This is a genomic window from Sphingopyxis sp. USTB-05, assembly GCF_023822045.1.
Classification (GTDB): Bacteria; Pseudomonadota; Alphaproteobacteria; order Sphingomonadales; family Sphingomonadaceae; genus Sphingopyxis.
Map to the genome: position 1 here is coordinate 681,319 of NZ_CP084712.1, position 14,436 is coordinate 695,754.

The following is a 14,436-nucleotide window of genomic DNA, read 5'->3' on the forward strand; positions in this document are numbered from 1 at the left end:
CTCTTCTCCTTCAATAATCAGGCGGCACGGCGACCAGGGTCGCTCAGGCGGAAAAAAAGTGCGAGTTGCAGGCTTTCGGCGATACGCGCGGCCTTGGCCTGCAACGCGGACGCGGCGGCCGGGGCCAGCAGTTCGTTCGTGGTGTCGGCCCAGATCTGCAGCCAGCGGTCGAACATCGCGGGAGTGATCGCCTCCTTGTGCGCAAGATGTGCGGCCATCGGGCTGCCCTTGTAACGCCCGCTCGTCAGCATCACCGACGACCAGAATGCGACGAGCTTTTCGAGATGCTCCGCCCAGTCATGCACCGCCGCGTTGAACAGCGGCCCGATATCGGCGTCGGCGCGCACGCGGTCGTAAAAGGCCGGAATCAAACGCTCGAGCGCGGCTTCATCGATCTGGTCGTCCTGTTTCACGACTCGCTCCAATCATGTATCTAAAGCGCATGTATGATCGAAATTTGAAACATGCAACAAAAATGCATATTATGGCGTGACGGAAATTTCGAAGGACCAAGATGCGCCTGACGCGCTACACCGACTATGCGATGCGCGTGCTCCTCTATGTGGGCGCGCAGGATGACGCGCGGCTGAGCCCGATCTCGGAGATTTCGCGTGCCTATGGAATTTCGCAAAACCATCTGATGAAGGTCGTCAACGACCTAGTGAACGCAGGCTATCTCGAAAGCGTGCGCGGACGCTTCGGCGGGATCCGGCTTGCGAAGCCTGCGGCCGAGATCAATGTCGGCGCGGTCGTGCGCCATACCGAGGAGGGATTCGATCTCGTCGATTGCGCAAGCTGCATCATCGCGCCGGCGTGCGGTCTGACCGGGGCGCTCGCCGAGGCGCTCGCGGCGTTTATGGCCGTGCTCGACGGTTACAGCCTCGCCGACCTGCTTGCCAAGCGTGCGAATTTCGCGGCGCTGTTCGGGATCGACGAACCCGCGCGTAGCTGACGGATCAGCGGCGCGCCCAACCCTTGTCGCGCGCCTGCCGCTCGGCGGCGGCGTCGAGCGGATCGCCCCCCATCATCGCGGCGGTGGCGGCGGCAAGTTCGCCCGACGACGCCTGGCGATAATCGGTGCCCGCTTGTCCCCGCATCGTCCGTTCGAGACGCCAACGTCCGTTGTCGCGACAGCCGATACCGTCCAGCGATGCGCTTTCAAAGCTGCGGCAATAGCGCCCGGCCTTGTCTTCAAAGCTGAGCCCGATCCGCACCGCGGCATCGGGCGGCTGGTTAGAGGCAAGCTGTGTGTCGAGCGCATCGGCGAGCGGGCCTGCGGCGACGACTGCGCCGTTCGCTTCGGCGATGCTGGCCGCGGGTGCCCATGGCCGCAGTCCCAGCGCAAGTCCGAGCACAAGCGAAGCCGCGATCGCGCCCCAATGGATCGGGGCGAAGCGCGCCCGCTTCGCCTCCCGCCGCGTGGCAAGGCTGGTATCGACCGCAACGTCGGGGGTCAGCAGCGCGCGCAGTCGCTCGGGCACCGGCTCTTCGGCAACAGGCGCATAATGTGCCGCCAGCTTTGCCTTCAACGCTCGGTGGCGTGCGATTTCGGCGGCGAGCGCGGGGTCGCCCTCCGCCTCGCGTTCGATCCGCCGCGCGGTCAGGTCGTCGAGTTCGCCGTCGACAAAGGCGGCGACGGTGGCGGGATCGAAACTCATGCGGCCTCTCCCAGCAGATGCATCAATGTTTCGCGCCCGCGGGCGAGGCGCGAGGTGACGGTGCCGATCGGCACCTCCAATATGTCGGCGGCCTCGCGGTACGCATAGCCTTCGACGAGGACGAGCATCACCACTTCGCGCTGCTCGTCGGGAAGGCGCGCCATTGCGCCGTCGACATCGCCGCGCAGCGTTCCCGCTTCGACTTCGGCGATGCCATCGCCCGCGATCTGGGTGACGCTTTCGTCGATCGACGCATGGACGCCGCGCCGGCCGGAGGCCCTGCGCTCGTCGATCCAGAGATTGCGGGTGATGCGATACATCCAGCTATCCAGTCTTGTTCCCTGTTGCCACTGTCCCTGCGATTTCAGTGCGCGTTCGATCGCCGCCTGGCATAAATCGTCGGCGTCGCTGGCATCGCGCGCCAGTCCGCGCGCAAACCTGCGCAGACGGGGCAGCAATTCGACCAGTTCCTCTTCGAAGCGCATTGTCGCCTTTCGATTGTGTGAGGAAGAAACGAGTGGCTTCTATCGTTTATTCCGCGACCTGCTAAATTTTTTCGGGAACCGGCCAGCGTGCCGATCCTTGAGAGGCTTGCGATGCGATATTGGACGACATCATTGGCGATGCTCTGCCTTTTGCTTGGCGGAACCGACGCGCGCGTCGCGGCGCAGGTCGCGCTGCCGCAAGTCCAGCTTCCCGGCGCCGCCGGTCCCCTGCCGTCGCTGCCCGAAGTCGATATTGGCCGCGTCGCCGTGATGGGTGACAATCTGACGCAGTTGCGGCTCGACCGGATCACTGCGCTGGTTCGCGGCAATCGCGACAGCATCGAACTCGACGAGCGCGGCGAGCCTGCGGTGCGCGGCGTCCTGGTCGCGAGCGGGGTCGATGCGGCGATGATCGCGCGGGCGGGCGAGGCGGGTTTTGCGCTAATCGACCGCGAGCGTATCGAGGGGCTCGATCTCGATATCGCCCGTTTTCGGGTGCCCGATGGCCGCAGCCTCGCCCGTGCGCGCAAACAGCTCGCAAAGCTGCTGCCGGGCGTCGAGGTCGATGCCGACAATCTCTATTTCCCAAGCGGCCCGGCAGGCGCGCTGCCGGGGGCCGCGCTCGCGGCCGCCCAAGGCGGCGGCAAGGCGAGCCTTGGCTTGATCGACGGCGGCGTCGCGGCGCATCCATCGGTCGCGGGGCGCGTCGAGCAACGCGGCTTTGCCAAGGGCGCGCCGTCGGCGAGCCGCCATGGCACCGCGGTCGCGTCGCTGCTCGTCGGCAGCGGGGCGGTGCAGGGCGCGGCGCCCGGTCAGCGCCTGCTCGCGGCCGATGTCTATGGCAGCGATCCGGCCGGCGGCAACGCCAGCGCCATCGCGCGCGCGCTCGGCTGGCTGGCGCAGAACGGAGTTGCGGTGACGACGATCAGCCTTGTCGGCCCGGACAACAGGCTGCTTTCCGCCGCCGTCAGCCGTGCGCAGCAACGCGGCATGTTGATCGTTGCGGCGGTGGGCAATGACGGACCGGCCGCGCCGCCCGCCTATCCCGCTTCCTATAAAGGCGTATTCGCCGTCACCGGGATCGACGCGAAGGGGCGTGCGCTGCCTGAGGCCGGCCGCGCGCTACATGTCGATTTTGCCGCGCCGGGCGATGCGGTGCTGGCGGCGACCGGCGTGGGAAGCAGCGATCGGCTCCGCGGCACATCCTTTGCAGCGCCCCTTGTCGCCGGACGGCTCGCGCTGCGTTATCCCGTCCCTGCGATCGATCGCATCGGCCCGGCGGTCGCGGCGCTCGTCATGGAGGCCCGCGATCTGGGCAAGCCCGGGCGCGACAAAATCTATGGCCATGGCCTGATTTGCGGGACTTGCGGAGGCCGCTGACCCCTCTGCGAACTTTTTTCGGAAGAAAATCGAACGCGCCATCGTTCTCTCTCCAGGCCCAACCCCTCCGGGCCGCAAACTCAGGAGTAGGACAATGGCAAATCGCATCTTCATCTCGGCCATCGCGCTCGCCGCGTCGGCCATGGCTTTTTCGGCTCCGGCCGCGGCACAGTTGCTTGGCGGCGGTGGCGGCTTGGGCGGCAACCTCGGCGGCACGCTGGGCGGGACGCTCGGCAACCCGACCGGCCCCATCGGCGGCACGCTCGGTACGGCGGGTGAACTCGCCGGTTCGGGTCGCGGCGACGCCCATGTCGACCGCCGCTCGGGACGCGTGCAGGGCAAGGGCAATGCCGATGCAAATGGCAAGGGCTCTGCCAATGGCGCCGGCAATCTGCTCGGCAACAGCGTCGTCGGCAACGCCGAAGGCGCAGGCAATGCGTCGGGCGGCGGCAGCCTCGATGCGCAGGCGGTGGGCACCGATTTCGTCGGCAACACCGCGCGCGGCGCTGTTGGCACTGCAACGGGTGCAGCTTCGACCGCAACCGACACCGCGCGCGGTGCGGTCGGGACCGCCCGTGACCGGATGGGCTCCGCACTGTCGAGCGTCTCAGGTAGCGCGGGTGGTGCCGGATCGGTCGCGGGCGGCTTCCAGGGCAGCCTCGGCCAACTCGCCGCCGCGGGAAGCGGCGCGGCCAATGGCGCCGGAATGTTCGCCGTCGAACCCGGCATGGCCGTGACCGACGCGCGCGGTAAGGTGATCGGATATGTCCAGGAATTGCGCCAGACGGGCAGCGGTGTCGTGCAGGCTGTGACGGTCGAGGTCGGTGACCGCGTCGCGACGCTGCCTGCCGCCAGCTTTGCCGGGTCGGGCGACGTCCTCGTTACCGGAATGACCAAGGGTCAGCTCAAGAAAGAGGCTGAGCAGCAAGAAGCCGAATAAACGAAATGGGGTGGCCGCCGTTCGCGGCGGCCAAATTTCTGGACGGGCCGCCGTTGCGGTCCGTCCTTTTTTCGTTGGGCTGAAAAAGCTTCCGGGGGGCGGGGCCTTTCGGCCGCTCCGCCCCCCGTCTGCATTGGGGGCAAGTGGGGTTTTCCCGGGTGGGGGCAGGGGACATCAGGGACCAGACTGATGTCCCCCACCGCTCCATTGAGCGGAACACTCGGGAACATCTTATACCATACAATTGCCGTGCCATTTTACGGGGTTCGCGGATTTGGGCCCGAGACGCTGGTTAGCAATTCCTTACCGGCATCGCCCGATGTCAAATATTCCGACACATCAAGCAACGCATCCTGGCGGAGGGGTGGCCGTTCATCTTCGTTCAGGAAGCGTTCAGCCCATTGACTACATTTGTAGTCGCATCATATCGACAGTGCCAATGGGAGGGGTCCGCATGGCAGAACGAGCAAGCGATTCGGAGATGCAGGTGCTGTCGGCGCTGTGGGAGAAAGCCCCGCAGACAGCCGCCGACCTGACTTCGCGCATCGGCAAGATCAACGGCTGGACGCAGGCAACGGTGAAAACCTTGCTCGCGCGGCTTGTCCAAAAGGGCGCGGTCACGGCGGAAGCCGACGGACGGCGTTATCTCTATAGCCCTGCCATCGAACGCGCCGATGCCGTCGGCGAGGAATCGCAGCGCTTCGTCGACCGGTTGTTCGGCGGCCGCGTCAGCCCGCTGATCGCGCATCTCGCCGACCGCGAGGCGCTGACCGACACCGATATCGCCGAGATCGAAGCGCTCTTGAAGAAGCTCAAATCATGAGCGCCGCGATGTTGCTTCAGGCGTGGACCGATACGCTCGTCACGACGGGCATTCTCGTCCTTTTGATCCTGGTCATTCGAAAGCCGTTTGCGCGGCATTTCGGTCCGCGGCTGACATATGCCCTGTGGGCCGTGCCCGCGCTGCGGCTCGTGCTGCCGCCCTTGCCATTCGCCGACCCGGTGGTCGAGATGTCAGAGCAGGCGATCGCTACGGTCGTTGAAGTTCCAGTCGGCCTGCCCGTTGCGGCACCCGCACCGGTTGCCGAACCGCTCTGGTCGCTCGCCGACCTGATTCCGCTTTTCTTCGCGCTATGGGCAGTGGGAATGGTCGCCGTGCTGGCCACCGCGATGATCTCGCACGCGCGTTTTCGCCGTGCGGTGCTGGGCGAGGCGGTCGAACTCGAGCCGATCGGAAAGATCCGGCTGGTGATGTCCGATGCGGTCGACGGCCCCGTCGCCTTCGGCCTGTGGCGGCGCTATGTCGCCGTCCCGCACGATTTTTTTGCACGCTATGTTGCCGAAGAGCGCGCGCTCGCCATCGACCATGAACTGTCGCACCATCGCCATGGCGATCTGTGGGCGAACAGCGCGGCGCTCGTGCTGCTCGCCGCCCAATGGTTCAATCCCTTCGCCTGGCGCGCGATCCGCGCCTTTCGTTTCGATCAGGAGGCGGCATGCGACGCGCGCGTGCTGACGATGACCGACTGCGAAGAACGGGGCGAACGGACCGCGCGCTACGCCACTGCGATCGTGAAGGCCGCGGTCGGCCCGCGCCTGTCGCTCGCCGCGCCGATGGCGGTCCACGATAATCTGCAGGAGAGGCTGACGATGTTGACGCAGAAGGATATTTCGAAACAGCGCAGCCTGACCGGCCGGCTGCTGATCGGCGGCGCGACGCTCGCGATGCTGGCCACGACCGCGACGCTCGTCCCCGCCCGCGCGGCGAGGATCAGCGCCGAGATCACCGAAATGCCCGAACCGCCGGCTCCGCCGCCGCCTGTCGATGCGCCGCCTCCGCCCGAAGCGCCGCCGGCACCTGACGCGATGGTCTATACTTCGACCGGCGACGATGTGACCGAAAGCGTCACGACATCCGACGACGGAAAAAGACGCGAAGTGCACCGGATCGTCATCCGCAGTGACGGGGAGGGCGAGAAAGCGAAGACGGTGATGTTCGCCCCGGCCGACGGCAAGACGCCCAAGGCACGCCAGATCGAGGTGCGGACCCTGGGCAGCCTGTCGCGCGACGATGTGCTCGCGACGCTGAAAGAACAGGGGATCAGCGGCAAGCTGGCCGATGCCATTGCCGACAAGCTGGAAGCGAAGCGCAAGGAACGGCTCCGTACCGCGCTGGCGCCGATGCCGCCGCTGCCCCCCAAGGCACCCCGTCCGCCCGTAGCGTGGGCGCAGGCACAGGGCCATGCCGCCGCGGTTGCGCGCTGCGGTTCGGGGCAGGCGGCGCCGACGGTCGACCGCGAAGAAGTCATCGGCGGCAAGCGCAGCCGCTATGTCATGATCACATGTTCCGATGGTCCCGAGGCAAAGGCGCAGCATCTGTCGGCACTCAAGAAAGCGCGCGAAAGCTTCCGCGAGAGCAATAGCAACCTGTCTGACGCCATGCGCGCCAAGGTCGCAGCCGACCTCGACAAGGCGATCGCCGATATGGAGAAATCGGACCACTAGGTTCGAGCAGCTTCTACGCCGGTCTTTGCTCCCCGGTGGGGCCGGCGGCAGGGGCGGGAAAGGGGGCGGCCCATGTCGCTCCCTTTTTCACGTCCCTCACTTCTTGGGTGCGCTTTTTCGCGCCCATCCCTTTTCCTTCGTCGCGCGCGGTGCCACATGGGCGGCATGAGCGAAGAAAAGCCTTGGCCCGACAGCATCCACGCCGGCGAGTGCGAACAGCATGAGCCGCTGGTCCGCCGCGTGCTCGCGCCCAACCCGTCGCCCTATACCTTCACGGGAACCCAGACGTGGATCGTTGGGGCGGGCAGCGACGTCGCGGTGATCGATCCCGGCCCGACCGGATCGGGGCTCAGCATCGGCGACCCCGCCGATATCAACGGCGTGGGGCATGTCGACGCGATCCTGCGCGCGACCGCAGGCCAGCGCATCGCCGCGATCCTGTGCACCCACACCCACCGCGATCATAGTCCCGCGGCAGCGCCGCTGAAGGCGGCGACGGGCGCGCCGATCATCGGCTGCGCGCCGCTTGCCCTGTCCGACGACGGACCGCGCGCGGACTCGGCATTCGACACCGACTATGCCCCCGATCGCATCCTCACCGATGGCGAACGCATTTCGGGCGACGGCTGGACGTTGGAGGCAGTGGCAACCCCTGGGCATACCTCGAACCACCTCTGTTTCGGCCTGGTAGAGAGCGGCGCGCTGTTTACGGGCGATCATGTCATGGCCTGGTCGACAAGCGTCGTCAGTCCACCCGACGGCGATATGGCGGCCTATATGGCGAGCCTGACGAAGCTCTATGACCGCGACGACCGTGTCTATTACCCGGCACACGGCCCCGCGGTGACCAAGCCGCGACAACTGGTGCGCGGCATGCTTGGCCACCGCAAGCAGCGCGAGCGGCAAATCTTGCGGGAACTCGAAAAGGGGACAAGCGTCATCCCGGAGATGGTGAAGCATATGTATAAGGGACTGGATCCGCGGCTCACCGGTGCCGCCGGCCGCTCGGTGCTCGCGCATCTGATCGACCTCCAGACGCGCGGCGCGGTGCGCAACGATAATGACGAATGGATGCTCGCCTGATGCTGCTGCCGCTTTTGATCGCCGTCGCGCAGCCTGCCGCCGCGTCCGATCCCATCGTCATCGCGCTTGTCGCGGGCGAGGGTGACCGGAAATGCCTTCCCGACAAAAGCCTGTGCCTCGATGTGCCGGGCACGGATGCGGGCGACAGCAGCCTTGTCCTCTCGGCGCCGGACAATGGCGAAGGCGACGATCTCGCGCTGCCCTTTGCCCGGGGCGACGGACAGACGCTGAACCTGTGGCCGAATCTGATAGCGGTGCCTTCGCCGGAGGGCGCGGCGCCGGATTCCCGCCAATATCTGATGGGCGTTCTTGTCAGCGCAACCGCGATGTATTCGGGCGGCGGTGGCAACGGCAGCCGGCTGCACTTGCTTCGCCTTGACACGACGCCTTCGAACACGCGCCTCGGTGACGAGGTGCTCGATGTCGTTTGGGACAGCTCGCTGATGATCCGCGCCTGCTTTTCGGAGCAGGATATGAAGGACCGGCGCGAGGCGTGCCACGACGATTATAATTTCACCGGCGCACTGTCCGCCGGGCCGGCCGAGGCCGGCGAGCTTCCCGCATTGACATATCGTGCGGTCGCGACCGCCTATCCGCGTACATCGCGCCGGTCGCAAGACAACAGCGGCCAGCGCCTCAAAGCGGCCGACCTCGTTCATGAGAAGGACCCCGAGTGCAGCTACGAACGCACGCTGCGCTATAACCCCGCGACGTCGCGCTATGAAATGGACCGGCCGGCGCCCGATTGTTCGGATTATACGACCCCATGACCACGTCCCCCGCGCGCCTCGCCCCCCGCCTGATCCTGCTCGCCGCCGCGGCAATGCTGCTCGTCGCCGTCTGGTGGGCGATCGCGGCCTGGCAGGACTGGCAAAAGGGCTATGATCCCGAAACCGTCGTCGCGGCGAGCCTGCAGGGACTGCAGGAACAGAATGTCCTCGTTCCCTTCACCGCGCGCTATGTCGCGGTCGTGACCTCGACGCAGAGCCGGCTGGGGCTGAGCGCGAAGAAGACGCTGATCATGCCGGGGACGGTGCGCTACGAACTCGACCTCGGCAAACTCAAACAGTCCGATCTCGACTGGGATGCTACGACCAGCGCGCTCACCGTGACCTTGCCGCCGCTCCGGCTCGCAGGGCCCGAAATCGATATCGACGCGATCAGCGAATATCGCGACGGCGAGATATTGCTGACGCTAACCGATGCCGAACGCACGCTCGACGCCGCGAACCGCAAGCGCGCGCAGGAAGAACTGATCGCGCAGGCGAAGGGCGCGACGCCGATGCGGCTTGCGCAAGGTGCGGCACGCACCGCGGTCGAACAAAGCTTTGCGATGCCGCTGAAGGCAGCGGGGATCGATGCAAAGGTCACCGCGCGTTTCGCCGAAGCCCCGACTGGGTAAATCCCGGGCTTTCCGTCGTTTCAACGCTGCGTTATTCTCCCTCCGGGTCGGGCAGGGGGAACTCGCATGGCTAGCACCGCAGGCGGCGCCGCGCGCGCCGAGCTTTTTTGGCATCGCATGGCGATCGGCCTCGCAATCTTCATCGTTCTCGGTTTCCTGCAATTTGCGCTGAGGGGCTTCGTCGATCCGGTCGCGGCGCCCTTCTGGGTCCATCTGCACGGGGTCGCCATGTTGACATGGCTTGCGCTGCTGATCGTCCAGCCGACGCTCGTCTCGCGCGATAATCTCGCGCTTCATCGCAAACTCGGCTGGGCTGGCGCGGCGCTTGCGATGCTCATAACCTGTCTCGGCATTTTTACCGGCGTCGCGTCGCTCGTCCTGGGTCGCTTTCCGCCCTTTTTCACTCCGCCCTATTTCCTGGCATTGACGGCCGTGGAGTCGCTGGTCTTCGGCCTGATGGTATGGGCGGCGGTCCGCCGTCGGCACACAACTGCATGGCATCGGCGCCTGATGATCGGCGCGACGATCGTCATTCTCGAACCCGCGCTCGGCCGCATCCTGCCGATGCCGCTGATGATCGGCTGGTCGGATATTCCCATCGGACTGATCCAGCTTGGCGTCGTCGGCATCATCGCGCTCTACGATCGCCGCACGCTTGGCCGCGTCCATCCGGCGACAAAGGCGATCGCGGCGATTATCATCGCGGTCCGCGTCACCATCTACGTGCTGGCGATGACACCCCCCGTCATTGCGCTCGCGGAGCGGCTGGCCGGTTGATAGCCGAATTGCCCTGCGGCGGGCAGCGGTGTAGGGGGTGCGCCAAGGCTGAAGCCATATAAGGAAAAGCGATGACTGCTCCCGTTCGCGAGAATCTCTCGGGCCTCGACCTGCGCGCCGAAATCGAGCGCCTGCGCAAGGAGCGCAACGCCGTCATCCTCGCGCATTATTACCAGAAGCCGGAGATTCAGGATCTGGCCGATTTCGTCGGTGACTCGCTCGAACTATCGCGCAAGGCGGCCGACACCGACGCCGACGTCATCGCGTTCTGCGGCGTCAAGTTCATGGCGGAGACCGCGAAGATACTCAGCCCCGAAAAGACCGTGATCCTGCCCGACATGGATGCAGGGTGCAGCCTCGAGGATAGCTGCCCTCCCGAACAGTTTAAGCGTTTCCGCGAAGCGCACCCGAACCATATCGCGCTGACCTACATCAACTGCTCGGCAGCGGTGAAGGCACTCAGCGACATCATCGTCACCTCGTCGAGCGCCGAGACGATCATCAGTCAGATTCCCGAGGACCAGCCGATCATCTTCGGCCCCGACCGGCACCTCGGCGGCTATCTCAACCGCAAGTTCGGCCGCGAAATGCTGCTGTGGCCGGGCGTGTGTATCGTCCACGAAGCGTTCAGCGAAACCGAACTGATCAAGCTCAAGGCGCAGCATCCGGGCGCGCCGGTTGCAGCGCACCCCGAATGCCCGCCGCACATCGTCGACCACGCCGATTATGTCGGATCGACCAGCGGCATCCTGCAGTTCGCGAAGAGCTTTCCCGGCGACACGCTGATCGTCGCGACCGAGCCGCACATCATCCACCAGATGGAACTTGCGTTGCCCGAGAAGAATTTCATCGGCGCCCCCGGTGCCGACGGCAACTGCAACTGCAACATCTGCCCCTATATGGCGCTCAACACGATGGAAAAGCTCTACATCGCGCTGCGCGACCTCAAGCCGCAGATCGAGATGGAGGAAGGGCTCCGCCTCGCCGCGCGCAAGAGCCTCGACCGGATGCTCGAAATGGCTTCGGGAACGGTCGGCAAGGGCGATCTCGGCAAGCGATAACTTCCGATGTCCGGCCGCGATGTCGCATTCGCGAAAAATGATATAGGTTCCGCCTCCTAAGGCGCGAGTCTCGCCCCCCGTGCGAGCGTCTGACGGCGAATTCTTGCGTCTGGCAGGAGGTAATCGCATGGCAGAAGATTGGCTGGCGGATGTCAGGAAATATGTCGCGGACGCCGATGAGACGGTGGTGTCGGCGATCGTCAAATATCTCGGCATAGCGCTCAGAAACCGCGACTCCTCGCTCGTTTCCTTTTCCGACAAAAAGGAAACCGACCGCGTTCGCGAAAATTTCCTCAAAAAGAAGCTTGGGCTGACCGACGACGATGCCACGCTTGATGCAGCGATCGCAGGCGTCGGTGAACGGATGAAGGAAGACCGGACCAAGAACCGCGTCACCGTCTATTATCTCCTCGCGCAACATTTCGGCCTGCTCACGCTCTTTGGCGGCGCTGCGGGTGCGGCTGGTGCGGCGGGCGCTGCTGCCGGCTTCGCAGCCGTTGGCGGTACGGATGACGATTCGGGCAAGGATGATGACACGACATCGGCCGTTCCGCTCGCCGCCGCGGGTCTAGCCGGTGCGTCGGCCATTCCGGCTGCAGCGGCCCCGCCACCCGCTGCTTCGCCTGCTCCCGCACCGTCGGTGGCGGCTCCGGCTCCGTCGGCAGCCAGTCCGCAAACAGCCTATTCGGGCGGAGACGGAGACAGTGGGAAGGGGGGTGGGTTGGGGTGGCTGCCATGGCTTTTGCTGTTGCTGTTGCTCGCGGCGCTTTTGTTCTTTGGCCTGCGCTATTGTTCGAAGCAGGAGGCCGCGGTGGCCCCGGCCGCCGACGAGGCCGCGATCAGCGAGACCGTCGCGCCCACCGAACCGGCAACGGCCCCGGTCGCTGCCATCCCCGAGGGTTCCGGCGTCGTCGCGGCCGACCGCGAGGGCAAACCGATGCTGACGGTCTATTTCGATACGGGCAAATCGGAGGTGTCGAACGATCTGACGACCGCGGCATCGGCGGTGAAGGCCTATCTCGACGGCAACCCGGCGGCGACGATCGCGGTGTCGGGTTATAATGACCCGACGGGTAACGCGGCGGCCAACGCCGAATTGTCGAAGAATCGCGCCCAGAGCGTCAAGGCCGCGCTCGAGAAGCTCGGCTTCGCGGCCGACCGGGTCTTGCTCGAAAAGCCGGCCGAGGCGACGACCACGGGAACCGATAATTCGGCGGCGCGCCGTGTCGAGGTTACCGTGAAGGGCTGATCGCTCATCGAGCGTGAAGAAAGCGGGGCCCGCGGGTCCCGTTTTTTTTTGTTGAGTCGCGACTCGCAGGACCGAAAATCGACTCGGCCCGGGCCCCCCGCTTCGCGAGTCGGTCCCGATTTTGAATCCGAAAATGCTGCATCGCTGTTACAAAAATGCTGCGATGAATCCGCTTGTTGCTAATGCCGGACTTATCCACAAGCGCACGCGGTTCGGGCTGGGTTTTCGCGCATTTTTTGTTGGCGACCCGAAAGCTTCATGTCAGCTTCAAATCATCGGAAGACAGAGACGACAGACCACCGGGACATCAAGGGTAGTTGCAAGACTAGCCAGAAGAGAACGGACGGATTGACGAGGAACTCTAACGATAGTCTGGTCACGGAACGTAGCGATTCCCACGAGTTGATGCGAACCCGATCGGATACAGGAAATGCAGTCCATCGCTTGGGCAGCGACTGCTTCGGCAGACGCAGGAAGAGATGATGAAGGGCTTTCCAGGTGCGGCCGGCCCCCGAAAGGGGGCCGACCAAACCGTCGCCGGATTGTTCCGGCGTGCGCCGCAACGCATCGTTTTGCGGGCTGCTGATCGAAAGAGAAGCGGACCGGGATGAAGTGGAGCGGAGTGCGTGGGGCAAAGCCGGATAGTGGGGGTTGGCAGCGATGCCGGCCCCCATTTCGTTTGCGCATCGCGCCAAACGCCGCGCATCACGGTCCGCAACCGCAACCGCAACCGCAACCGCAACCGCAACCGCAACCGCAACCGCAACCGCAACCGCAACCTGCCAGGCCCTGGCCCTGGACCCTCCATTTATTTTCGACCCTGTGACTTTCGTCACACCAGCGTCAAACGCGGCTGCTTAGTGGCGTCTTGCGACCCGGAGACGTTCCCGATCAGGAACCGATCCCCCTTTCCCGGCCGAGCTCACACGGGCCGGCCGGGAACCTTTCGCTTCCGAACGGCATTGTCTCGATATCGCTCAGGCGTTGTCCAGGCACGACCGGACGTTTCGATAATCGCCCGTCGCCGGCGTGTTCCCGGCCGGGCCAGGGAAGGGAAAAACATGGGTCTGATCATCACATTGATCGTCGGCGGCATCATTGGCTGGCTGGCGAGCATCGTCATGCGCACCGACGCGCAACAGGGCATCATTCTGAATATCGTTGTCGGGATCGTCGGCGCATTCCTCGGAAATTTCCTCGGCAGCTTCTTCGGCATGGGCGCCAGCCTCGACGCCTTCAGTCCGATAGGATTGCTCTGGGCCTTCATCGGCGCGGTGGTGCTTTTGGGTATAATCAACCTTTTCCGCCGTGGCAGCGTTCGCTGAAACGCAGGGCGGTCGAGAAATCCGCTTTCGCCATTTCACTAGGCGATTGCAGATATTTGAGTTAGCATCCTTGGGCCTGTTCTATCAGGCGCCATAATGATCGTAGGGGGTCAGAACATGATTGATTTCATTATCGCACTTGTCATGGGCGGCGTCATCGGCTGGCTTGCCAGCATCGTGATGCGCACCGATGCCCAGCAAGGCATCTTTCTGAACATCATTGTCGGTTGCGTCGGTTCAATCCTCGGCCGGCTGTTGCTCGGCGGTGTCTTCGGCGGCGGTCACCTGCGCGGCGACGCTTTCGATTGGCGGACGCTGGTAACGGCCTTCATTGGCGCGATCATCCTGCTCGCGATCGTAAACCTCATCAGGCGCGGCCGGGTTCGCTGATCGCCAACCGCCGGTCCGTCAAGCGATCGGCGCGATGAAAGGGGCGGCCGCCGCAAGGCGCGCCGCCCTTTTTCACGCCTGTAAACGCTGGAAATTGTACGAAGACAAGCCTATGAGCCGCGATCCGGGGCGCGGGGGGATGGCGAAGTTTCGCCTCTTGCCAGTGGTGATTTAATTAGGT

General features: G+C 64.8%; 16 protein-coding genes. 13 read left to right on the top strand and 3 right to left on the bottom strand.

The genetic code is table 11. The features are described 5' to 3' along the window. Positions 1-17: 17 nt before the first annotated feature. Positions 18-413 carry a group III truncated hemoglobin gene (locus KEC45_RS02955; RefSeq protein WP_062184419.1) on the bottom strand — a complete coding sequence of 132 codons (396 nt, stop codon included), beginning with the start codon at positions 411-413 and terminating at the stop codon, positions 18-20. A gap of 101 nt (positions 414-514) precedes the next feature. Between KEC45_RS02955 and KEC45_RS02960 the strand changes: the two genes are divergently transcribed. After that, complete coding sequence (locus KEC45_RS02960) at positions 515-952, top strand: Rrf2 family transcriptional regulator (protein ID WP_062184416.1); 438 nt, start codon at positions 515-517, stop codon at positions 950-952. Positions 953-956: 4 nt separating this feature from the next. Here KEC45_RS02960 and KEC45_RS02965 read toward each other — a convergent pair whose 3' ends face one another. Both KEC45_RS02965 and KEC45_RS02970 read right to left on the bottom strand, forming a co-directional pair. Next, entirely contained in the window at positions 957-1,658 is a 702-nt protein-coding gene (locus KEC45_RS02965) for an anti-sigma factor (RefSeq protein ID WP_062184413.1), read from the bottom strand. Continuing rightward, entirely contained in the window at positions 1,655-2,143 is a 489-nt protein-coding gene (locus tag KEC45_RS02970) for an RNA polymerase sigma factor (RefSeq protein WP_062184410.1), read from the bottom strand. Before KEC45_RS02970 ends, KEC45_RS02965 begins: the two co-directional genes overlap by 4 nt. A 111-nt stretch (positions 2,144-2,254) precedes the next feature. Between KEC45_RS02970 and KEC45_RS02975 the strand changes: the two genes are divergently transcribed. The 12 genes from KEC45_RS02975 to KEC45_RS03030 all read left to right on the top strand — a co-directional run bounded on the left by KEC45_RS02975 (position 2,255) and on the right by KEC45_RS03030 (position 14,255). Then, positions 2,255-3,523, top strand: coding sequence for a S8 family serine peptidase (locus KEC45_RS02975; protein ID WP_062186779.1), 1,269 nt, complete (start codon positions 2,255-2,257; stop codon positions 3,521-3,523). Between the two features lie 94 nt (positions 3,524-3,617). Then, positions 3,618-4,463 (top strand): hypothetical protein, encoded by an 846-nt coding sequence (locus KEC45_RS02980; protein ID WP_252171476.1) that lies wholly within the window; start codon positions 3,618-3,620, stop codon positions 4,461-4,463. A gap of 454 nt (positions 4,464-4,917) precedes the next feature. Next, positions 4,918-5,286 (top strand): BlaI/MecI/CopY family transcriptional regulator, encoded by a 369-nt coding sequence (locus KEC45_RS02985; protein WP_062184403.1) that lies wholly within the window; start codon positions 4,918-4,920, stop codon positions 5,284-5,286. Further along, the gene (locus tag KEC45_RS02990) at positions 5,283-6,968 is read left to right on the top strand and encodes a M56 family metallopeptidase (RefSeq protein ID WP_252171477.1); all 1,686 of its coding nucleotides are present in this window, start codon (positions 5,283-5,285) and stop codon (positions 6,966-6,968) included. Before KEC45_RS02985 ends, KEC45_RS02990 begins: the two co-directional genes overlap by 4 nt. Before the next feature lie 165 nt (positions 6,969-7,133). Continuing rightward, positions 7,134-8,051, top strand: a complete 918-nt coding sequence (locus KEC45_RS02995; RefSeq protein WP_062186777.1) for an MBL fold metallo-hydrolase — start codon at positions 7,134-7,136, stop codon at positions 8,049-8,051. Continuing rightward, positions 8,036-8,821: a hypothetical protein gene (locus KEC45_RS03000; protein ID WP_252171478.1), complete on the top strand. Its 786-nt coding sequence runs from the start codon at positions 8,036-8,038 to the stop codon at positions 8,819-8,821. The genes KEC45_RS02995 and KEC45_RS03000 overlap by 16 nt, the downstream gene beginning before the upstream one ends. Further along, positions 8,818-9,453, top strand: a complete 636-nt coding sequence (locus KEC45_RS03005; RefSeq protein ID WP_062184394.1) for a DUF4230 domain-containing protein — start codon at positions 8,818-8,820, stop codon at positions 9,451-9,453. Before KEC45_RS03000 ends, KEC45_RS03005 begins: the two co-directional genes overlap by 4 nt. A gap of 66 nt (positions 9,454-9,519) precedes the next feature. Then, positions 9,520-10,230 carry a hypothetical protein gene (locus KEC45_RS03010; protein WP_062184391.1) on the top strand — a complete coding sequence of 237 codons (711 nt, stop codon included), beginning with the start codon at positions 9,520-9,522 and terminating at the stop codon, positions 10,228-10,230. A gap of 71 nt (positions 10,231-10,301) precedes the next feature. After that, positions 10,302-11,291 (top strand): quinolinate synthase NadA, encoded by a 990-nt coding sequence (gene nadA / locus KEC45_RS03015; protein ID WP_062184388.1) that lies wholly within the window; start codon positions 10,302-10,304, stop codon positions 11,289-11,291. Between the two features lie 127 nt (positions 11,292-11,418). Beyond that, positions 11,419-12,540 (top strand): DUF2853 family protein, encoded by a 1,122-nt coding sequence (locus tag KEC45_RS03020; RefSeq protein ID WP_083435942.1) that lies wholly within the window; start codon positions 11,419-11,421, stop codon positions 12,538-12,540. 1,061 nt (positions 12,541-13,601) lie between these two features. Continuing rightward, a complete protein-coding gene (locus KEC45_RS03025) occupies positions 13,602-13,865 on the top strand; it encodes a GlsB/YeaQ/YmgE family stress response membrane protein (RefSeq protein WP_062184385.1) in 264 nt (87 codons plus the stop codon). A gap of 117 nt (positions 13,866-13,982) precedes the next feature. Beyond that, positions 13,983-14,255, top strand: coding sequence for a GlsB/YeaQ/YmgE family stress response membrane protein (locus KEC45_RS03030; RefSeq protein WP_193749200.1), 273 nt, complete (start codon positions 13,983-13,985; stop codon positions 14,253-14,255). Positions 14,256-14,436 lie beyond the last annotated feature (181 nt).